This is a genomic window from Pseudomonas sp. M5A4_2d, from assembly GCF_053345295.1.
Window position 1 is genome coordinate 330813 of record NZ_JBKEZW010000003.1, and the last position, 20896, is coordinate 351708.

Annotated in this window: 22 protein-coding genes and 1 pseudogene; 17 read left to right on the forward strand and 6 right to left on the reverse strand. The window is 60.1% G+C overall.

What is annotated here, in order from left to right:
• The first annotated feature begins 52 nt into the window (after positions 1 to 52).
• The 5 genes from ACLBW8_RS11985 (at position 53) to ACLBW8_RS12005 (ending at position 5787) form a co-directional block, all read left to right on the forward strand.
• Entirely contained in the window at positions 53 to 430 is a 378-nt protein-coding gene (locus ACLBW8_RS11985; protein ID WP_159953777.1) for a gamma-butyrobetaine hydroxylase-like domain-containing protein, read from the forward strand.
• A 249-nt stretch (positions 431 to 679) separates the two neighbouring features.
• Positions 680 to 2359 carry a class II poly(R)-hydroxyalkanoic acid synthase gene (gene phaC / locus ACLBW8_RS11990; RefSeq protein ID WP_447805437.1) on the forward strand — a complete coding sequence of 560 codons (1680 nt, stop codon included), beginning with the start codon at positions 680 to 682 and terminating at the stop codon, positions 2357 to 2359.
• Positions 2360 to 2522: 163 nt separating this feature from the next.
• A complete protein-coding gene (phaZ, locus tag ACLBW8_RS11995; RefSeq protein ID WP_053253943.1) occupies positions 2523 to 3368 on the forward strand; it encodes a poly(3-hydroxyalkanoate) depolymerase in 846 nt (281 codons plus the stop codon).
• Between the two features lie 88 nt (positions 3369 to 3456).
• On the forward strand, positions 3457 to 5139 hold the full coding sequence (gene phaC, locus ACLBW8_RS12000) for a class II poly(R)-hydroxyalkanoic acid synthase (protein WP_447805438.1): 1683 nt from the start codon (positions 3457 to 3459) through the stop codon (positions 5137 to 5139).
• A 27-nt stretch (positions 5140 to 5166) separates the two neighbouring features.
• Positions 5167 to 5787 (forward strand): TetR/AcrR family transcriptional regulator, encoded by a 621-nt coding sequence (locus ACLBW8_RS12005; RefSeq protein WP_064450294.1) that lies wholly within the window; start codon positions 5167 to 5169, stop codon positions 5785 to 5787.
• Between the two features lie 171 nt (positions 5788 to 5958).
• Here ACLBW8_RS12005 and ACLBW8_RS12010 read toward each other — a convergent pair whose 3' ends face one another.
• From ACLBW8_RS12010 to ACLBW8_RS12020, 3 genes are all read right to left on the reverse strand, one after another.
• Entirely contained in the window at positions 5959 to 6909 is a 951-nt protein-coding gene (locus tag ACLBW8_RS12010) for a phasin family protein (RefSeq protein ID WP_447805439.1), read from the reverse strand.
• 12 nt (positions 6910 to 6921) lie between these two features.
• Entirely contained in the window at positions 6922 to 7344 is a 423-nt protein-coding gene (locus ACLBW8_RS12015) for a phasin family protein (protein WP_064450292.1), read from the reverse strand.
• A gap of 105 nt (positions 7345 to 7449) precedes the next feature.
• A complete protein-coding gene (locus tag ACLBW8_RS12020) occupies positions 7450 to 7725 on the reverse strand; it encodes a polyhydroxyalkanoic acid system family protein (protein WP_447805440.1) in 276 nt (91 codons plus the stop codon).
• A 144-nt stretch (positions 7726 to 7869) separates the two neighbouring features.
• Here ACLBW8_RS12020 and ubiE point away from each other — a divergent pair, with 144 nt between their 5' ends.
• From ubiE to ACLBW8_RS12080, 12 genes and pseudogenes are all read left to right on the forward strand, one after another.
• Positions 7870 to 8640 carry a bifunctional demethylmenaquinone methyltransferase/2-methoxy-6-polyprenyl-1,4-benzoquinol methylase UbiE gene (ubiE, locus tag ACLBW8_RS12025; RefSeq protein ID WP_003171186.1) on the forward strand — a complete coding sequence of 257 codons (771 nt, stop codon included), beginning with the start codon at positions 7870 to 7872 and terminating at the stop codon, positions 8638 to 8640.
• Positions 8640 to 9263 carry a ubiquinone biosynthesis accessory factor UbiJ gene (locus ACLBW8_RS12030; RefSeq protein WP_447805441.1) on the forward strand — a complete coding sequence of 208 codons (624 nt, stop codon included), beginning with the start codon at positions 8640 to 8642 and terminating at the stop codon, positions 9261 to 9263. Before ubiE ends, ACLBW8_RS12030 begins: the two co-directional genes overlap by 1 nt.
• Positions 9260 to 10864, forward strand: coding sequence for a ubiquinone biosynthesis regulatory protein kinase UbiB (gene ubiB, locus ACLBW8_RS12035; RefSeq protein ID WP_064450290.1), 1605 nt, complete (start codon positions 9260 to 9262; stop codon positions 10862 to 10864). Before ACLBW8_RS12030 ends, ubiB begins: the two co-directional genes overlap by 4 nt.
• 41 nt (positions 10865 to 10905) lie before the next feature.
• Positions 10906 to 11298 carry a phosphoribosyl-AMP cyclohydrolase gene (gene hisI / locus ACLBW8_RS12040; RefSeq protein ID WP_012721796.1) on the forward strand — a complete coding sequence of 131 codons (393 nt, stop codon included), beginning with the start codon at positions 10906 to 10908 and terminating at the stop codon, positions 11296 to 11298.
• A 2-nt stretch (positions 11299 to 11300) separates the two neighbouring features.
• Positions 11301 to 11633, forward strand: coding sequence for a phosphoribosyl-ATP diphosphatase (locus tag ACLBW8_RS12045; protein WP_053253935.1), 333 nt, complete (start codon positions 11301 to 11303; stop codon positions 11631 to 11633).
• 25 nt (positions 11634 to 11658) lie between these two features.
• On the forward strand, positions 11659 to 11937 hold the full coding sequence (locus ACLBW8_RS12050; protein ID WP_064450289.1) for a twin-arginine translocase TatA/TatE family subunit: 279 nt from the start codon (positions 11659 to 11661) through the stop codon (positions 11935 to 11937).
• 10 nt (positions 11938 to 11947) lie between these two features.
• Positions 11948 to 12367, forward strand: a complete 420-nt coding sequence (tatB, locus tag ACLBW8_RS12055; RefSeq protein ID WP_064450288.1) for a Sec-independent protein translocase protein TatB — start codon at positions 11948 to 11950, stop codon at positions 12365 to 12367.
• The gene (tatC, locus tag ACLBW8_RS12060; protein ID WP_064450287.1) at positions 12364 to 13155 is read left to right on the forward strand and encodes a twin-arginine translocase subunit TatC; all 792 of its coding nucleotides are present in this window, start codon (positions 12364 to 12366) and stop codon (positions 13153 to 13155) included. The genes tatB and tatC overlap by 4 nt, the downstream gene beginning before the upstream one ends.
• On the forward strand, positions 13152 to 13859 hold the full coding sequence (locus tag ACLBW8_RS12065) for a 16S rRNA (uracil(1498)-N(3))-methyltransferase (protein ID WP_447805442.1): 708 nt from the start codon (positions 13152 to 13154) through the stop codon (positions 13857 to 13859). Before tatC ends, ACLBW8_RS12065 begins: the two co-directional genes overlap by 4 nt.
• Positions 13860 to 14045: 186 nt before the next feature.
• Positions 14046 to 15104: pseudogene (locus ACLBW8_RS12070) on the forward strand (methyl-accepting chemotaxis protein); the annotation flags it as partial.
• Positions 15105 to 15248: 144 nt separating this feature from the next.
• On the forward strand, positions 15249 to 15962 hold the full coding sequence (locus ACLBW8_RS12075) for a methyl-accepting chemotaxis protein (protein WP_447805524.1): 714 nt from the start codon (positions 15249 to 15251) through the stop codon (positions 15960 to 15962).
• A gap of 172 nt (positions 15963 to 16134) precedes the next feature.
• Complete coding sequence (locus ACLBW8_RS12080) at positions 16135 to 18042, forward strand: methyl-accepting chemotaxis protein (RefSeq protein ID WP_447805443.1); 1908 nt, start codon at positions 16135 to 16137, stop codon at positions 18040 to 18042.
• Positions 18043 to 18047: 5 nt separating this feature from the next.
• Here ACLBW8_RS12080 and ACLBW8_RS12085 read toward each other — a convergent pair whose 3' ends face one another.
• From ACLBW8_RS12085 to ACLBW8_RS12095, 3 genes are all read right to left on the reverse strand, one after another.
• Complete coding sequence (locus ACLBW8_RS12085) at positions 18048 to 18782, reverse strand: amino acid ABC transporter ATP-binding protein (RefSeq protein WP_064450283.1); 735 nt, start codon at positions 18780 to 18782, stop codon at positions 18048 to 18050.
• Positions 18775 to 19734, reverse strand: a complete 960-nt coding sequence (locus ACLBW8_RS12090) for an amino acid ABC transporter permease (protein WP_064450282.1) — start codon at positions 19732 to 19734, stop codon at positions 18775 to 18777. Before ACLBW8_RS12090 ends, ACLBW8_RS12085 begins: the two co-directional genes overlap by 8 nt.
• Before the next feature lie 146 nt (positions 19735 to 19880).
• Positions 19881 to 20678, reverse strand: coding sequence for a transporter substrate-binding domain-containing protein (locus tag ACLBW8_RS12095; protein ID WP_064450281.1), 798 nt, complete (start codon positions 20676 to 20678; stop codon positions 19881 to 19883).
• Positions 20679 to 20896 lie beyond the last annotated feature (218 nt).

The following is a 20896-nucleotide window of genomic DNA, read 5'->3' on the forward strand; positions in this document are numbered from 1 at the left end:
GCGAGCAAGCCCGCTCCCACATTTTGAGCCGGTTCCTTCAGGATCATCGCTAATGTCGAAATTCCCTACCGCTGTAAACCTGCACAAAACCTCCAACACCCTCGGCCTCACCTACGGGCCCGACGAGGTCTACCAGCTCCCCGCCGAACTGCTGCGCACCCACTCGCCTTCCGCCGAGGTCCAGGGCCACGGCAAACCCATCCTGCAATTCGGCAAACTCAACGTCCGGTTGATCAAGATAGAACCGGCCGGTCAGTACGCACTGAAATTGACCTTCGACGACGGACATGACAGCGGACTGTTCACCTGGGACTACCTCTACCAACTGGCCGTACGCCAGGAAGCGCTGTGGGCCGACTATCTTGCTGAACTCAAAGCCGCCGGTAAAACCCGCGATCCGAGTGAGTCGGTCGTGCGGCTGATGCTCTAGCCCAGGCTTCTTGCTCTTTAGAGGGCATTTTCTAATTTCATCTGCTTGAATGCCCTGTCGCGTGGCCAACGATTGGCCCGCTTGCGAAAAAAATTAAACTCGGGTAACCAATGGAACTGGCAAGTTCCCTGCATTTAACGATGCGGTATTTACGGTCACCCGAGTCGCAGTACCAGGCTGGTGTCGTGTATCGAAATTGGGTGCGCAGCAATCGCCGGTACTCGTCTTTCGGACAATGGAGCGTCGTAGATGAGTAACAAGAATAACGATGACTTGAAACGCCAGGCCTCGGAAAACACCCTGGGGCTGAACCCGATCATCGCGTTACGCAAAAAGGACTTATTAGCCTCGGCGAAGATGGTGCTGACCCAAGCCATCAAGCAACCGCTGCACAGCGTCAAGCACGTCGCCCACTTTGGCATCGAATTGAAGAATGTGATGTTCGGCAAATCCGCGCTGGTGCCCGAAAGCGACGACCGCCGCTTCCACGACCCGGCCTGGAGCCAGAACCCGCTCTATAAACGTTACCTGCAAACCTACCTGGCGTGGCGCAAGGAACTGCACGACTGGATCGGCGACAGCAACCTGTCGGAACAGGACATCAGCCGCGGCCACTTCGTGATCAACCTGATGACCGAAGCCATGGCCCCCACCAACAGTGCGGCCAACCCGGCGGCGGTCAAACGCTTCTTTGAAACCGGCGGTAAAAGCCTGCTCGATGGCCTGTCCCATCTGGCCAAGGACATGGTGCACAACGGCGGCATGCCGAGCCAGGTCAACATGGGTGCCTTTGAAGTGGGCAAGACCCTGGGCACCACCGAAGGCGCGGTAGTCTTTCGCAACGATGTACTGGAGCTGATCCAGTACAAGCCCATCACCGAACAGGTACACGAGCGCCCACTGCTGGTGGTGCCGCCGCAGATCAACAAATTCTATGTGTTCGACCTGAGCCCGGAGAAGAGCCTGGCGCGCTTCTGCCTGCGTAATGGCCTGCAGACGTTTATCGTCAGTTGGCGCAACCCGACCAAGGCCCAGCGCGAGTGGGGCCTGTCGACCTATATCGAGGCGCTCAAGGAAGCGGTCGATGTGGTCACGGCGATTACCGGCAGCAAAGACATCAACATGCTCGGCGCCTGCTCCGGCGGCATCACCTGCACTGCGCTGCTGGGCCACTACGCCGCGCTGGGAGAAAAGAAGGTCAACGCCCTCACCCTGCTGGTGAGCGTGCTGGACACGACCCTCGACACCCAGGTGGCGCTGTTCGTCGACGAACAGACCCTGGAGGCGGCCAAGCGCCACTCCTACCAGGCCGGAGTGCTGGAAGGCCGCGACATGGCCAAAGTGTTTGCCTGGATGCGCCCCAACGACCTGATCTGGAACTACTGGGTCAATAACTACCTGCTGGGCAACGAGCCGCCGGTGTTCGATATCCTGTTCTGGAACAACGACACCACGCGCTTGCCGGCTGCCTTCCATGGCGACTTGATCGAGCTGTTCAAGAACAACCCGCTGGTGCGCGCCAACGCCCTGGAAGTGTGCGGCACGCCGATCGACCTCAAGCAGGTCACCGCCGACATCTACTCCCTGGCCGGCACCAACGACCACATCACGCCATGGCAGTCCTGCTACAAGTCGGCGCAACTGTTTGGTGGCAAGGTCGAGTTTGTGTTGTCCAGCAGCGGGCATATCCAGAGCATCCTCAACCCGCCTGGCAACCCCAAGGCGCGTTATCAGACCAGCGATGGGCTGGCGGGCAAGGCGCTGGAGTGGCAGGAAAATGCGACCAAGCACACCGATTCCTGGTGGCTGCACTGGCAGGCATGGCAGGCAGAGCGGGCGGGAAAAATGAAGAAAGCACCTGCAAGTTTGGGTAACAAAGCCTATGCCGCAGCTGAGGCTGCGCCGGGTACTTATGTGCATGAAAGATAACAACACACATATTTGGGATTGAAATGGGATCAAACGTGGGAGCGGGCTTGCTCGCGAATGCGGTGTGCCAGCCAGCACATCTGATACTGATACACCGCTTTCGCGAGCAAGCCCGCTCCCACAATGACTGCATTCCAGCTGTAACACTCCACAGGGCTTGAGCATGCCGCAACCGTTCATCTTCCGTACCATCGACCTGGATGGCCAGACCATCCGCACGGCGGTGCGCCCGGGCAAGCCTCACTTGACGCCGCTGCTGATCTTCAACGGCATCGGCGCCAACCTTGAGCTGGTGTTTCCATTTGTCCAGGCGCTGGACCCGGACCTGGAAGTGATCGCCTTCGATGTGCCGGGCGTGGGCGGCTCCTCGACGCCCAAACGGCCCTATCGATTTCCCGGATTAGCCAAACTTACCGCGCGCATGCTCGATTACCTGGACTATGGCCAGGTGAATGCGGTGGGTGTTTCCTGGGGCGGGGCACTGGCGCAACAGTTTGCGTATGACTACCCGGAGCGCTGCAAAAAACTGATCCTCGCGGCCACCGCTGCCGGTGCATTCATGGTGCCGGGCAAGCCGAAGGTACTGTGGCTCATGGCCAGCCCCCGGCGTTATATCCAGCCGTCCCATGTGGTGCGCATTGCGCCAATGATTTATGGCGGTTCGTTCCGCCGCGATTCAAAACTGGCCGCCGAGCACGCCAGCAAAGTGCGCTCGGCCGGCAAGCTGGGTTACTACTGGCAGCTGTTCGCGGGGCTGGGCTGGACCAGCATTCACTGGCTGCACAAAATCCGCCAACCCACCCTGGTACTGGCGGGGGACGACGACCCGCTGATCCCGCTGATCAACATGCGCATGCTCGCCTGGCGCATTCCCAACGCACAGTTGCACATCATCGATGACGGCCACTTGTTCCTGATCACCCGGGCCGAAGCCGTGGCGCCGATCATCATGAAGTTTCTCGAGGAGGAGCGCCTGCGGGCTGTGATTCACCCGCGACCGGCGGTGTAAGGACTGCACCGCCGCGCAACTTGCCGAGAACCGACTATGGTTCTGAATTGGCGTGCCTGTTGTTGCCTTGACGAAGGAGTGTTGGCTCATGCGAGAAAGACCCGTGACGAACCCGGCGCCCATCCCTGCCGCGTTCATCAATGCGCAAAATGCGATTACCGGCCTCAGGGGACGGGATCTGCTGGCGACTCTGCGCAGCGTTGCAGCTCACGGCTTGCGCAACCCGGTGCATACCGCGCGTCATGCGCTGGCACTGGGCGGTCAGCTGGGCCGCGTCTTACTGGGCGAAACCGTGCACGAGCCCAACCCTAACGACGCGCGCTTTATCGACCCCACCTGGAAGCTCAACCCGCTGTATCGACGCAGCCTGCAAGCCTATTTGAGCTGGCAGAAACAGACCCGCCACTGGATCGATGACAGCGCCTTGAGCGCGGATGACCGAGCCCGCGCGCACTTCGCCTTCGCCTTGCTCAACGATGCTGTCTCGCCCTCCAATACGCTGCTCAACCCACTGGCCATCAAGGAGTTGCTCAACTCAGGCGGCAACAGTGTGGTGCGCGGCGCGAGCAATCTGTTTAACGACTTGCTGCACAACAATGGCCTGCCAAGTCAGGTCAGCAAACACGCGTTTGAAGTGGGCAAGACCGTCGCCACCACCCCGGGCTCAGTGGTGTTTCGCAACGAGCTCTTGGAGCTGATCCAATACAAGCCGATGAGCGAAAAACAGTACGCCAAGCCCCTGCTGATCGTGCCGCCGCAAATCAACAAGTACTACATTTTCGACCTCAGCCCGGCCAACAGCTTTGTGCAGTACGCCCTGAAAAACGGCCTGCAGACCTTTATGGTCAGCTGGCGCAACCCGGATGTGCGTCACCGCGAATGGGGCCTGTCCACCTACGTAGCGGCGCTGGAAGAAGCATTGAATGTGTGCCGGGCGATCACTGGCGCCCGCGAGGTCAACCTGATGGGGGCTTGCGCCGGCGGCCTGACCATCGCCGCGCTGCAGGGCCACCTGCAAGCCAAGCGCCAGCTGCGGCGCATTTCCAGCGCCAGTTACCTGGTGAGCCTGCTGGACAGCCAGATCGACAGCCCCGCCACGCTGTTCGCCGATGAACAAACCCTGGAAGCCGCCAAGCGCCGCTCCTACCAGCAAGGTGTGCTGGACGGTCGCGACATGGCCAAGGTGTTTGCCTGGATGCGCCCCAACGACTTGATCTGGAACTACTGGATCAACAACTACCTGCTGGGCAAGGAACCGCCAGCGTTCGACATCCTGTACTGGAACAACGACAACACGCGGCTGCCCGCCGCGCTGCATGGCGATTTGCTGGACTTCTTCAAGCACAACCCGTTAAGCCATCCAGGCGGCCTGGAAGTGTGCGGCACACCTATCGATTTGCAGAAGGTCACGGTGGACAGCTTCAGCGTGGCCGGGATCAACGACCACATCACACCGTGGGACGCGGTGTATCGCTCCACACAATTGCTGGGCGGCGAGCGACGCTTCGTACTGTCCAACAGCGGGCATATCCAGAGCATCCTCAACCCACCGGGCAACCCCAAGGCCAACTACGTCGAAAACCCCAAGCTGAGCAGCGACCCACGCGCCTGGTACTACGACGCCAACCACGTCGAAGGCAGCTGGTGGCCGCAGTGGCTGGAGTGGATTCAACAACGCTCCGGCGTACAACGCGAAACCCTGACCGCCCTGGGCAACCAGAATTACCCACCGATGGAAGCGGCGCCCGGCACTTATGTGCGAGTGCGCTGAGCTCAACGATCACATTAAGAAGACTGGATGAAGACCCGCGACCGTATCCTTGAATGTGCCCTGCTGTTGTTCAACCACAAGGGCGAACCGAACGTGTCGACCATGGAGGTGGCCAATGAAATGGGGATCAGCCCCGGCAACCTCTACTACCATTTCCATGGCAAGGAACCGTTGGTGCTCGGGCTGTTCGAGCGTTTTCAGAACGAACTGGCACCGCTGCTCGACCCACCGGCAGATGCGCAGTTGAGGGCCGAGGACTATTGGTTATTCCTGCACCTGATCGTCGAGCGCATGGCCCATTACCGGTTTCTGTTTCAGGACCTGTCGAACCTTGCAGGGCGCCTGCCGAAGCTGGCCAAGGGCATTCGTAATTTGCTGACGGCGCTCAAGCGAACATTGGCTTCATTACTGGCGCGACTCAAGGCGGCGGGGCAGTTGGTCAGTGATACCCAGGCGCTGGGGCAACTGGTGGAGCAAATCACCATGACCTTGCTGTTTTCGCTGGATTACCAGCGGATTCTGGACCGTGAGGGCGAGGTGCGGGTGGTGGTGTACCAGATCATGATGCTGGTGGCGCCGCATCTGTTGTTGCCGGCGCGACAGGCGACCGAGAAGTTCGCACTGAAATACTTGGATGATCTGGATTGAACATGTGGGAGCGGGCTTGCCCGCGATAGCGGTGGATCAGCCAATTTCAATGTGACTGACACTGCGCCATCGCGGGCAAGCCCGCTCCCACACTGGATTTGAGGTGTTCATAAAGTCGCAAAAAAACGCCCGACCTTCGCAGGCCGGGCGTTTTTTTGTGCCCTGAAAAAATCAGGACTGACTGGATGGCGTCGGGGTTGCCGGCGTTACAGTCGGGGCAGTAGCAGCGTGCGTCGGCGCGGAGACCGAGTTGGCTGTCGAAGCGGTTGGTGCTGGCGTTGCAGGCTTGGCCGCGACGGCAGGCTTTGGCGCTGCTGGCTTTTTCGCTACAGCGGGCTTCTTGGCGGCGGCTGGTTTTGCCGCTGGCTTGGCAGCCACAGGCTTTGCCGTTGCAGCTTTTGCTGCAGCAGGCTTGGCAGCTGGTTTTGCCGCTGCGGTTTTAGCTGCTGGCTTCGCGGCGGGTTTTGCGACCGCCTTGGCTGCAGGATTAGCCGCTGGCTTGGCAGCTGCTTTAGCGGCCACTGGCTTAGCCGCAGACTTGGCGGCCGGTTTGGCAGCAGCGGTTTTCGCCGCGGGCTTGGCAGCCGCTTTAGCCGCAGGTTTGGCAGCCGGCTTGGCAGCCGCTTTAACCAGAGGCTTGGCCGCTGTTTTCACAGCCGGTTTGGCGGCGGCGGTTTTGGCGGCAGGCTTGGCAGCGGGTTTAGCCGCGGCGGTTTTAGCCGGGGCTACTTTAGCGCCGGTGAGCTTTTCGATTTGCTTGGTCAGGGTATCGACCTTGCCGTGCAGCGTTTTCAACTCCGCTTTGCTGGGCACGCCCAATCGCGAAATAGCACTGTTGAGACGCTTGTCGAAAGTCTCTTCCAACTTGCCCCATGTATCCGAAATACTTGATTTGGCAGAACCGGCGCTCGCTTTTGCCGCCTCTACTTTTTTACCGACTGTGCTCTTGGTCAACTTCTCGGCCTTCTCGCCGTCCTTGACCAAAGTCTCGAAGTATTTGCCGCCGTCACTGCTAACCTTCGAGTACACGCCTAAACCAGCAAGCCAGATTTTACGGGAATATTTTTCAACTTCCCCGATCCACGAGCTGCCTTCTTTCTGAGTCGTCTTTTTAACAGCCATCCCGATGTCTCCTTAGTGTTTACGCGCGACACGTTCTAGCAATGCCGTCAGCTCTTCGAGCTTAGCAGAGAGTGTCTCAACGTCATGTTTAGACGCAATGCCGATCCGATTCAAGGCACTTGCAACACGCGTGTCAAAAGCTTTTTCAACTTTATCCAGTTGAACTTCAACCAGGCCTTTGACGCTTGAGACATTACTCTTTACTTGGTCAATCTGACTGTTGGCGGCATCAAGTTGTTCAACCACAACTTTTTTGCCTTTGCTTTCAACATGTTGACCGGTCTTAACCAGCTCTTTGAAGTACTCGGTACCCTCGCTGCCGACCTTGGCATAGGCACCAAGGCCCGCCAGCCAGATCTTGCGGGCATAGCTTTTAACGTCACTCAGGGCGGTAGACTGAACGTCGATTTTTTTCTTCAAAATAACTTTGGCCATGGTGCACCTCACGCAGATTAGGGTCGAGGAACGGCCCGCAGGAGTTGAGGGCTTGGGCACAAAGTAGGGTGAAAAATTAGAATCGGCACCCTAAGAACGCAGCGCTCAGGCCAATGCCTTATCCAGGGCTTTCTCGATTTCAGACTTGATAGTGCCACTCATGGCCGACATCAACAGTCCCAGTTCCACATCAATGCGCAACGAATCCTCCGCAACCAGCACGGTGCCTTTAACCCCCGAACGCTTGAGGTTCAAGGTATCGCCGGACCACGACGGCTCCAGGCCGTATTGCTCCTTGAGTTTGTTCGCCAACTTCTCGGCCTTCGCGCGCGCGCCGTCCTTACCCAGGGTGTGTGCACGTTCAACGGTAATACGGGCCATTGCTATGACTCCTCTTTATAGCGACTGGAACACCTGCCATGCGGCAAAAGGTCTCGGTGACCGTCTATCTTACCTTCAGCCTTGCCAAGACAAAGCAGGCCTTGGGGATTATCATGTCCCGCATTCTCTTTTGGTGACAGCGATATGACTGATCAGCGCAAAGGCAGCGATGCCGAACCCACCACTCACTTCGGCTTCAAGAACGTCCCGGAAAGCCAGAAAGCGGAAAAAGTCGCTGAGGTGTTCCACTCTGTAGCCGCCAAGTACGACCTGATGAACGACGTGCTGTCGGGCGGCATGCACCGCCTGTGGAAACGCTTCACCATCGAACTGTCGGGCGTACGCACCGGCAACCGCGTGCTGGATATCGCCGGCGGTACGGGTGACCTGGCGGCCAAGTTCTCCAAGCTCGTCGGCCCTACCGGCCAGGTCGTGCTGGCGGACATCAATGGCTCGATGCTCAAGGTTGGCCGTGATCGCCTGCTGGATAAAGGTGTGGCCGGCAATATCGAGTTCGTCCAGGCCGATGCGGAAAAACTGCCGTTCCCGGACAACCATTTCGACTGCGTGACCATCGCCTTCGGCCTGCGCAACGTGACCCATAAAGAGGACGCGATCCGCTCGATGCTGCGCGTACTCAAGCCGGGCGGCCGCCTGCTGGTGCTGGAGTTCTCCAAGCCGACCAACGCGCTGATGTCCAAGGTCTACGACACTTACTCGTTCGCCTTCATGCCGCTGATGGGTAAGCTGATCACCAATGACGCCGAAAGCTACCGCTACCTGGCCGAATCGATCCGCATGCACCCCGACCAGGAAACCCTGAAGTCGATGATGGTGGAGGCCGGTTTCGACCGCGTGACTTACCACAACATGACCTCGGGTATCGTCGCCCTGCACCGCGGTATCAAGCCCTGATGCTGTTCGCCGGTCTTCTCGCCAGCGTTGAACACGGCCTTAACCGTGTACTGCGCCTGGACAGCACCGCCCTGGCGCGGCTCGCGCACTTGAACGGCAAAATCATTGCCGTAGATTGCCGCAGCCCTGCCGTGCAGCTGTTTATCCTGCCCAGCGATGAAGGCCTGCTGCTCGCCAGTGATTGGGCCGCCGAAGCCGACTGCACCCTGCGTGCGCCGGCGTCGAGCCTGTTGCACCTGGTGCTGAGCCGCAATAAAACCGCCATCCTGCACAGCCCTGAAGTGGAGCTGGAAGGCGACAGCGCGGTGCTGATGGACCTGGCCGCCGTACTGCAAGACCTGGAACTGGATTGGGAATACGAGCTGTCGCGCTGGATCGGCCCCGTCGCCACCCAACTGATCAGCGGGCACCTGCGCAGCCGCGCGCGCTGGTACCAGCAGGGGTTCGCCAGCCTCAACCAGAACCTCGCCGAATACCTGAGCGAAGAATCGCGCACCCTGGTCGGAGAACGCGAAGCGCAAGCGCGCTTTCGCGAACTCGACAAGGCCAAAATCGACCTGGAACGCCTTGAGGCGCGCTTCGAGCGCCTGAGCCGGTCCCTTGATCCAAGCGATAACGCATGAAGCTGCTCGCCGTCCGCCGTTTGTTTCGTATCCAGCGCGTCGTAATCCGCTACCGCCTCGATGACCTGCTGTTCGCCCTGCCATTGCCATGGTTTCTGCTGGCGGTGCGCTACGTACTGCCGTGGCGCTGGTTCCCGCGCAAACCGCTGGAGCTGAGCCGTGGCGCGCGCCTGCGCCTGGCGTTGCAGGACCTGGGGCCGATCTTTATCAAATTCGGGCAGATCCTCTCCACCCGGCGCGACCTGCTACCGGAAGATATCGCCGACGAACTGATGCTGTTGCAGGACCGCGTACCGCCCTTCGACTCCCAGCAATCGATGAAGCTGATCGAAGAACAGCTGGGCAAGAAAATCAGCGAAGTGTTCAGCCGCTTCGACGTCGAGCCGCTGGCCTCGGCCTCGGTCGCACAAGTGCACGCAGCGCAGCTCAAGACCGGCGAAGAAGTGGTGGTGAAGGTGATTCGCCCAGGCCTCAAGCCGATCATCGGTCAGGACCTGGCGTGGCTGTTCATCTTGGCCCGGGCCGCCGAACGCTTCTCTGCCGATGCGCGCCTGCTGCACCCGGTGGACGTGGTCGCCGACTACGAAAAAACCATCTACGACGAACTCGACCTGCTACGCGAAGCCGCCAACGCCAGCCAGCTCAAGCGCAACTTCGAAGGCTCATCGCTGCTGTACGTGCCTCAGGTGTATTGGGACTGGTGCCGCCCTAAAGTGCTGGTGATGGAGCGCATCTACGGCGTGCAGGTCACCGACCTCGCCACCCTGGCCGACCAGCGCACCGACATGAAGATGCTCGCCGAACGCGGTGTAGAGATCTTCTTCACCCAGGTGTTCCGCGACAGTTTCTTCCACGCCGACATGCACCCGGGCAACATCTTCGTCAGCACCGTGAACCCGTGGAGCCCGCAGTACATTGCGATCGACTGCGGCATCGTCGGCAGCCTAACCCCGGAAGACCAGGATTACCTGGCGCGTAACCTGTTCGCCTTCTTCAAGCGTGACTATCGCCGCGTGGCGCAATTGCACATTGATTCGGGCTGGGTGCCGGCGGAAACCAAGCTCAACGAATTCGAAGCAGCGATCCGCACGGTGTGCGAGCCAATCTTTGAAAAACCGTTAAAAGATATTTCATTCGGCCAGGTGCTGATGCGCCTGTTCCAGACCGCGCGCCGCTTCAATATGGAAGTGCAGCCGCAGCTGGTCTTGCTGCAAAAAACCCTGCTCAACATCGAAGGCCTGGGCCGTCAGTTGTACCCGGACCTCGACCTGTGGAATACCGCGCAGCCGTTCCTCGAACGCTGGATGCGCGAGCGCGTCAGCCCGAAAACCCTGCTGGGCAACCTGCAAAGCCAAGTGGAGCAACTGCCGCACCTGGCCAACATGACCCGCGACCTGCTGGAACGGATGTCTCAGCCCCATGCCAAAGACCCCGCACCGCCATGGCAAACGCGCAAGGACGACTGGTTCCTGCGCCTGCTGGGTGCCGCGCACCTGGTCGGCGGCGTGATGCTGGCCATTGGCGGGCCGCTGAACCAACTGGGGCATTGGCCGGCGGGCATCATGGTCGCCGTGGGTGTTTATCTGATCGTGCGTCGATAACCCATCCGGTTATACACTGTCGCAAATTGCCGGAGCCGAACATGAAAGACTGGCTGGACGAGATCAAGTGGGACAGTGACGGCCTGGTGCCGGCCATTGCCCAGGACTACAAGACCGGGCGCGTACTGATGATGGCCTGGATGAACCGCGAGGCCCTGAGCCTCACCGCCACTGAGCAGCGCGCCATTTACTGGTCACGTTCGCGTGGCAAACTGTGGCGCAAGGGCGAAGAGTCCGGGCACGTGCAGACCCTGCACGAGATGCGCATCGACTGCGACGCCGACGTGGTGATCCTCAAGGTCGAGCAAATCGGCGACATCGCCTGCCACACCGGCCGGCACAGCTGCTTCTATCGCGTGTTCGAGAATGGCGAATGGAAGGTTGTGGAACCGGTGCTCAAAGACCCGCACGCCATTTACTCGGCAGGACACTGAACATGAGCGATACCCTGAACCGTGTGGCCCAGGTGCTGGAAGACCGCAAAGGCGCGGATGCCGACAGCTCCTATGTCGCCAGCCTGTACCACAAGGGCCTGAACAAGATTCTGGAAAAACTTGGCGAAGAATCCATCGAGACGATCATCGCCGCCAAAGACGCGCAGATCAGCGGTGATTGCAGCGATGTGATCTACGAAACCGCTGACTTATGGTTCCACAGTCTGGTCATGCTCGCCCAACTGGGGCAGCATCCGCAGGCCGTGCTGGATGAACTGGACCGTCGCTTCGGCTTGTCCGGGCACGTCGAAAAGGCCTCGCGCCCGTCCGCCTGAATAACTTTTACAGAGGAATTGCAGCATGGGCATTTTTGACTGGAAACACTGGATCGTCATTCTCGTGGTGGTCGTTCTGGTATTCGGCACCAAGAAACTCAAGAACCTGGGCACCGACGTGGGCGAGTCGATCAAGGGCTTTCGCAAAGCCATGAACGATGATGAAAAGCCCGTCGACCCGGTGGTCAACCCGGTACCTCCGGCCCAGCCTGTGCACCCGCAGGCGACCCAGCCGATCACCGAGCGTCGTACCTTCGACGTGCAGGCTGAAAAAGTCGAAGAGCCGACCCGCAAAGACTCGTGAGCACTGACTAATGTTTGGTATCAGCTTCTCTGAACTGCTCCTCGTCGGCCTCGTGGCCCTGCTGGTACTGGGGCCGGAACGCCTGCCCGGTGCCGCACGCACGGCCGGCCTTTGGATCGGGCGCCTGAAACGCAGTTTCAACGCCATCAAACAGGAAGTTGAACGGGAAATCGGCGCCGACGAGATCCGCCGCCAACTGCACAACGAACATATTCTGTCGTTGGAGCAGGAAGCGCGGAAGATTTTGTCGCCGGTGCAAGAGCCGCCCAAACCGGCCGAGCACAGCATCGCACCACCGCCCGTGGCCGACGTTGCACCGGTGGTGGAACACACCCCCGCGCCGCCCGCTCACACCCCGACCGAGCCAGCGCCGACGCCCGTTGCGTCGCCCGCTCCCCATGACCCTACATTGCCGCCGCGAGCCCCATGAGCGCTGATAAACCGGAAGACGACCATCACATGCCGCTGGTCTCGCACCTCACCGAGCTGCGTACCCGCCTGCTGCGTTGCGTAGCGGCCATCTTCATCATCTTTGCCGGGCTGTTCGCCTTCACCCAGCAAATCTATACCTTCGTCTCCACGCCGCTGCGCCAGTACCTGCCGGCCGGCGCGACGATGATCGCCACCGACGTGTCGTCGCCGTTCCTGACGCCGTTGAAGCTGACCATGATGGTCTCGCTGTTCCTGGCGATCCCGGTGATCCTGCATCAGATCTGGGGCTTTATCGCACCGGGCCTGTACAAGCACGAGAAGCGCATCGCGGTGCCGTTGCTGGTGTCGAGCATCCTGCTGTTCTACACCGGCATGGCCTTCGCCTACTTCCTGGTGTTCCCGCTGATCTTCAAATTCTTCGCCGCCGCCACCCCGGCCGGCGTGGAGATGATGACCGACATCACCAGCTACCTCGACTTTGTGATGACGCTGTTCTTCGCCTTCGGCGTGGCCTTCGAAATCCCGGTGGCCGTGGTGCTGCTGGTGTGGATTGGTGTGGTCGACGTCAAATACCTGAAGAAAGTCCGCCCGTACGTCATCATCGGCTGCTTCGTGGTCGGCATGATCCTCACGCCGCCGGACATCTTCTCGCAGACCCTGCTGGCTGTGCCGATGTGGATGTTGTTCGAAATCGGCATCCTGTTTGGCAGCCTGATCAGCAAGCGTGGCGACCACCCGGATGACCAACCCGCCGACGACGACCAGCCGCCAGCGACGCAGCCGTGAACCTGCTGCTGCTTGAAGAGGCCGACTTTATAGCGGCCGACCGGGTGATATTGCGTGATCGGCGCCTGGTGCACATGCAGGAAGTCCACCGCGCTGCGGTGGGCGACAACCTGCGCGTGGGCCGTATCGGCGGGCTGATGGGCAATGCGCAACTGCTGCGCCTGGAAGCCCTGGAAGCAGAGCTGCAAGTCAGCTTCGACCAACCGCCGCCGACCAAACTGCCCCTGACCCTGCTGCTCGCCCTGCCACGCCCCAAGATGCTGCGCCGGGTGCTGCAAACCGTGGCGGCGATGGGCGTACCGAAGGTGGTATTGGTCAACAGTTACCGGGTTGAAAAGAGCTTCTGGCAAACCCCGTTTCTGGAGCCTGAGGCGATTCGCGAGCAACTGATCCTCGGCCTGGAACAGGCACGGGACACCGTCCTGCCCGAAATCGTTATCGAAAAACGCTTCAAACCGTTTGTCGAAGATCGCCTGCCGGCCATGACCGAAGGCACCCTCGGCCTGATCGGCCATCCCGGCGATTACCCGGCCTGCCCCCGTGGGCTGAATACGCCTGTGACCCTGGCCATCGGCCCGGAAGGTGGCTGGATTCCTTACGAAGTGGACCTGCTGGCCAAGGCTGGCTTGCAACCGGTGCAACTAGGCGCACGAATCCTGCGCGTAGAAACCGCCGTCACCGCCCTGCTCGCCCGCCTGTTCTAACAACGCCAAACCCTGTGGGCGCGGGCTTGCCCGCGATAACGGTGGATCAGTCAGCCTATCTGCCACTGGTACACCGCTATCGCGAGCAAGCCCGCTCCCACAGTGGATTGGCGTCGCTACAGAATCTTCCTACACGGCCGATAGCCTCTGAATAAGTCCAAGCCTTGTTCAAAGGGAGTTCGCCGTATGTATCGTTGGTTAGCCGAAAAACTGGGGAATGTGAGCGTCAATCGCAAGCTGAGCATTGGCTTTGGCCTGGTGTTGGTCCTGACGCTGTTGACCACCTTCACCGGTTGGACCGGCCTGGGTGATGTGATCAGTCGCGGCGACAAACTGGGCTTCATTTCCAGCCTCAACGGCCTGACCAAAGACCTGCGCCTGGCGCGCCTGGACTTTGAAATGCGTCGCGGCGAACAGGGCACGGATGCGGTCAACGGCCTGCTCACACAGCTGGACAACGGCCTGAAAACCGCGCAAGCCCTGATCGAGCAACCCGATGACAAGGCCCTGGTAGAACAACAGCTGGACGCCTTGAACCAATACAAAAAGGCCTTCACCACCATGGTGCAGGCGGGACTGAAGCGTGAAGGCGCCCGCAGCAAGCTCGGCGACACCGCCGACAACGCCGTGGCCAAGATCAACGAGATCGAAGCCGCCTTGCTGCAAGGCGATAGCGTCACGCAGTTCAACAGCGTGGTCGACCTGAGCAAGCTGATCCAGCAATCACGCTTCCAGGTTCGCGGCTACACCTACAGCGGTAAGACGGAGGCCGAACAGCCTGCCCTGGACGCTATCGACAACGCCCTGAAGAAAATCACCGAACTCCAAGGCCAATTGCCGGCCCAGTTTCAGGCCAATCTGCAAGAGGCCGGCGTCTCGCTGCAAGCCTACCGCGCCGCCGTCAGCCAATACCGCGACTCCCAGGTCGCCAGCGCTGCTGCCCTGAAAATCATGACCGCCCAAGGCGATATTCTGCTGGGCCACAGTGAGAAACTCACCACCTCGCAAACCGCCGTGCGCGATGCCGACGCCGCACACGCCAAACAACTGCTGCTGCTGGCCACCGTGCTGGCGCTGATCTTCGGCATGGTCGCCGCCTGGGCCATCACCCGTCAGATCGTCATTCCGCTGAACCAGACCCTCAATGTCGCTGAACGCGTAGCCTCCGGCGACCTGAGCCACAACCTGAACTCCGCGCGTCAGGACGAACTGGGCCAACTGCAACGCGCCATGCAAAGCATGACGGTCGGCCTGCGCGAATTGATCGGCGGCATCAGCGACGGCGTCACCCAGATCGCCAGCGCCGCCGAGCAACTGTCCGCCGTGACCGAGCAGACCAGCGCCGGGGTCAACAGCCAGAAGATCGAGACCGACCAGGTCGCCACCGCCATGAATGAAATGGCTGCGACCGTGCAGGAAGTGGCGCGCAACGCCGAGGAAGCCTCGGAAGCCGCTGTCGCCGCTGATCAGCAGGCCCGCGAGGGTGACAAGGTGGTCGGTGAAGCCATCGCCCAGATCGAGCGTTTGGCCACCGAGGTCGGCAATTCCACCGAGGCCATGGGCCATCTGAAACGCGAAAGCGACAAGATCGGCAGCGTGCTCGACGTGATCAAATCGGTGGCCCAGCAAACCAACTTGTTGGCACTCAACGCCGCGATTGAAGCGGCGCGTGCCGGTGAAGCCGGCCGCGGCTTCGCGGTGGTGGCCGATGAGGTGCGCAGCCTGGCCCAGCGCACCCAGAAGTCCACCGAAGAGATCGAAGAGCTGATCGTCGGCCTGCAAAGCGGCACCCAGCAGGTAGCCACCATCATGGACAACAGCCGTGGCCTCACCGACAGCAGCGTCGAACTGACTCGTCGAGCCGGCAACGCACTGGGCAATATCACCCGCACGGTCTCGACCATTCAGGCGATGAACTCGCAGATTGCCACCGCCGCCGAGCAACAAAGCGCCGTGGCCGAAGAGATCAACCGCAGCGTGCTGAATGTGCGTGATGTCTCTGAACAAACCTCTTCGGCCAGTGAGGAAACAGCTGCATCCAGTGCGGAACTGGCGCGCCTGGGGATTTACCTGCAAACCCTGGTCGGCCGCTTCAAGGTTTGATCCCGTCGCGACGGCCATCATGGCCGTCGCCCTCACAGCTTGTGAAATTTCCTACGCGTTTTTCAGGTCGTGGATTACACACCTGGCGCCGAATAAAAGTAGCGTTTCAACTTCCCTGGCCCATGTCAGCCGGACCGTCGAAACGCTCCTTTTGATTCGTTGGAGGTTTACCATGATTCGTCCACTGATCCGCCTGTTAGGCAATCTCGGCATCACACTCAAACTTGCCCTGGGCTTTGGCCTGGTGCTCTGTCTTAGCCTGGTTATCGCGTCCACGGGCTGGCAGGCGTTGAACGCCTCGCTCGCACGCTCTCAGAAGCTGACCATCCTCTCGCAACTGGCTGTCGTCGGCGAAGAGCTGCGCGCCGATCGTATCGTTTACCGAACCCTCAGCGACCCGGCGAGCCTGGTCAAGATTGGTTTTCACATCGAAAAAATCGACGGTCTGCTGACGACGGTGTCACCGCTTTTTTCCGATCCGGTCAATCAACAGCAGGTGCAACAAAGCCGCCGCTTTGCGACCAGTTTCAAAACAGCCTTGGGTGGCCTGGAAAACTTGATCAAGCTGCGCGAAACCGCGCTGGAACAGCTCAAACTTGGCGCAGTACAGGCCAGCGATGCCCTGGCGCAGTTGTCCAGTGACCTGCCCAATCAGGACGACGAAAAAGCCCTCGATGCCGTAGAACAACTGCGTCAAGCCATGGAGCAAGCCGAAGATCGCGCGCGCAATCCTGCCTGGGCTTCGGCTTCGTTGGACAGTTACGCCAAAGGCGTCGATGAATCGATCCAGGCGCTTGACCGTGCAGAGGCCGCCGTGATGACACTGCCCGTTAACAACGTCGCGCTAAAGAGCACGTTGCTCGACTATCGCACGCAACTGGCGCGGCTCAAGGACGCACAGCTCAACACCGAGACCACCCAGAACCAGCTTGAGCAATGGCTGGATCAGTTGCTCTCGGAAAGCGACCAGTTGAGCCAGGACCAAACCGCCAAACGCGACCAAGAAGCTGGTATCGCTCGCACCTTACTGCTCAATGTCACCGTAGCGGCGCTGTTAGTGGGTGCACTGGCCGCTTGGCTGATCGCCGTGCAGATCGTCAAACCGTTGCAACACGCGCTGTTGGCGGCCAATCGAGTCGCCCAGGGCGATCTGAGCCAGGACATCACAACCACTCGCCGGGATGAACTGGGGCAGCTGCAACGCAGCATCGGACAAATGACGGTCAACCTGCGCGGCTTGGTCGGCGGCATCGGCGATAGCGCGCGACAGATCGCCAGCGCTGCCGAGCAGTTGTCCAGCGTGACCGAACACTCGCGCGTCGGCGTCGAAGAGCAGAAACAGGAAACCGAACAGGTGGCCACGGCCATGAATGAAATGCTCGCCACCTCCCAGGAAGTTGCACGCCACGCCGAGCAAGCCTCGAACGCCGCCATCGAAGCCGATCAACAGGCAAGCGCGGGCGACCAGGTGGTGGCCGAGGCGATTGCTCAGATCGAGCACCTGGCCCAAGAGATGGCTCACTCAAGCCAGGCCATGCAAGGGCTGCGGCAGGAAAGCCAGAAGATCGGCAGTGTGCTGGAGGTGATCAAGTCGGTCTCGGAACAAACCAACTTGCTGGCCCTCAACGCCGCCATCGAAGCCGCTCGCGCCGGTGAAGCCGGTAGAGGTTTTGCGGTAGTTGCCGATGAGGTACGCAGCCTGGCGCAACGCACCCAGCAGTCGGCCGAGGAAATTGAAGAGCTGATCGGCAGCCTGCAACGGGGCACACAGCGGGTCGCCGACATCATGGACAACAGTCGCAGCCTCACCGATAACAGCGTGCAACTAACCCGCCGCGCGGGGGACGCCCTGGCCAATATCACCCGCACGGTCTCCGTGATCCAGGAGATGAACCCCCAGATTGCCGCCGCTGCCGAGGAGCAAACGGCGGTTGCGGAAGAGATCAATCGCAGCGTGCTGAAGGTCAAGGATGTGTCGGAACAGACCTCGACCGCCAGTCAGGAGACCGCAGCGGCCAGTGTCGAACTGGCGCGCCTGGGCTCGGATTTGCAAGGCTGGGTGGGCAAGTTCACGGTGTAGAACCGTTATAGCACCTGACGCAGGAAGGCCTGGGCCCGTGGGTCTTTCGGCGCATCGAAGAACTCGGCCGGGGCCGCATCTTCCAGCAACTTGCCGTGGTCGAAGAACAGCACCCGGTCCGCCACTTCGCGGGCAAAACCCATCTCGTGGGTGACGCAGACCATGGTCATGCCTTCCAGCGCCAGAGTCTTCATCACGTCCAGCACTTCGCCGACCATTTCCGGGTCCAGCGCCGAGGTGGGTTCATCAAACAGCATCACCTTGGGCTCCATGGCCAACGCGCGGGCGATCGCCACCCGCTGTTGCTGGCCACCGGACAACCGTGAGGGGAACTCGTTGGCCTTTTGCGCAATGCCGACTTTTTCCAGCAGCGCCAACGCCTTGGCTTCACGCTCTTGCTTGCCGCGCTTGCGCACGACTTTTTGCGCCAGGCACAGGTTTTCCAGCACGGTCATGTGGGGGAACAGGTTGAAGTGCTGGAACACCATGCCGACTTCGCGGCGATAGGCGTTCACGTCAGTCTTCGGGTCGGCCAGTTGCAGGCCGTCGATGCTCACCGAGCCTGCGTCAAACTCCTCCAACCCGTTAAGACAGCGCAGAAAGGTGGATTTGCCCGAACCCGAAGGGCCGATCACCACCAGCACTTCACCCTTGGCGACTTGGGTGGTGACGTGGTCCACCGCGCGCACCACCTGACCACGGGTGTCGAAGACTTTTACCAGATCGCGGACTTCAATCACTTTGCGCGAGCCTCCGCTCAAGCCGGCTGGCCATTTTCGACAGCGGCAGGTTGATCAGCAGGTACAGGCCTGCCACACAGAACAGGATTTCAAACGGCGAAAACGACGTGGTGATGACTTCACGACCACTTTTGAGCAACTCGGTAATCGCGATCACCGACACCAGGGACGTGTCTTTCACCAGGCTGATAAATTGCCCGGCCAGCGGCGGCAACACGCGCTTGAACGCTTGCGGCAACACCACGTGGCGCATCGACTGGCTGGCACTCAACCCCAGGGACCGTGCGGCTTCGTTCTGGCCACGGGTGATGGACTGCACGCCGGCGCGGACAATTTCCGCCACATACGCGCCGGTGAACAGCGACAACGCGGCGATCCCGGCGAATTCCCGGGACAGGTTGAGCACCGTTCCGATGAAGAAATAGAAAATAAAGATTTGCACCAATAGCGGCGTGCCGCGCACCAGTTCGACGTAGATCGTCGATAGATCGCGCAAGGTCGGGTTGCTGGACAGACGGCACAAGCCGGTTGCCAGGCCAATCACCAGCCCCAGAATTCCGGAGATGACCGACAGCCACAAGGTGGTCCACAAGCCCCACATCAGCGGGCCAAGCGCCCAATGCCGGGTTACGCCGATAACATCGCCTTCGGCCACGTCGTCGCCGCGCGCCACTTGCAGGCTATTGTCGGCAACCGTCAGCTTTTGTTCGGCACCGGCATCATTGCGCAGGGTCACTTCGGCTACGTCGCCTTTGCGCACCAGTTCAATGACGGTGGAGATGTCGGCTGCACGCTGGGAGGTTTCGGCCTGATAGGCGAAGTACTGCGGTACGCGGTTCCAGCGCCATTCGTAGGACATCAGCGAGGTGGCGTAGTACAACGCGCCAGCCAGGCCAACCAGCACGACCACGGTCAGCAGGTGCCAGGGCCATTGGGCTTTTTTCTGTTTCATTTCAGCTTCCGGGATTGATGTCGCCTGTCAGGCCGCTTTCGCGAGCAAGCCCGCTTCCACATTTTGACCGCATTCTCATGTTGGAACTCGGTCAAGTGTGGGAGCGGGCTTGCTCGCGAAAGGCGCGACTCGGTATTCAGACTGGCTTATTCCATGTCCTTGAGCCACTCGGAGCTCTTGAACCACTTGTCATGGATACGATCGTAGGTGCCATCGTTACGGATCTGGTGCAGGAAGTTGTTGATGTAGTTGAGGCTGTCGTAATCGCCTTTTTTCAGGCCGAATGCCAACGGTTCGAAGGTGAAGGGCTCGTCCAGGAACACCAGCTTGCCGTTGCCGACTTTTTTCTCGGCAACCACGTTGTACGGAGCGTCATACACGAAGGCATCGGCCTTGCCGTTGACGACGTCCAGCACGCCTTCCTGCTCATTGTCATAGCCGTGGTACTTGGCTTTGGAAATCATCTTTTTGGCGATCATCTCACCCGTGGTGCCGAGCTTGGAGGTCAGGCGGTATTTCTCGTCGTTCAGGTCTTTGTAGGACTTGATGGTGCCTTCCAGGTCTTTGCGAATCAGCAACGTCTGGCCAACCACGATGAAGGGTTCGCTGAAGTTCAGGCGCAGGTTACGTTCCTGGGTCAGGGTCATGCCGCTGCCGATCATGTCGAACTTGCCGGTCAGGAACGCAGGGATGATGCCGTCATAACCGGTGGACACCAGCTCCAGTTTGACGCCCATGGACTTGGCCATGGCCTTGAGGATGTCGACTTCGAAACCGATGATTTCACCGCGCTTGTCTGTCATTTCGAACGGCATGTAGGTCGGGTCCATGCCGACCTTCAGCGTGCCGCGCTTGACCGCATCGTCGATGGCGCCAGCGTGCGCTGCAGTGACGGCGACCAGCGCGGTGACGCCGAGCATCAGCCTCGAAAGATACTTTTTCATCATCAAGTCCCCTGAACGATTTCTTGTAAGGTCGGCGCGCAAAAGGGCTGCACCATTTCGGGGTGCGATCCTAACCCACTCGCTCCCCGTCACAAAGGTTTCACGGGTAAATGTTATCGGCGTATGTCGGAAAAGCCCCACAACGGTGCAGCGAAACACGGGGGATAGACACGTCTGCAGAGAGGATCGGCAACTGATTGATGTGTAAGCAGTTATGA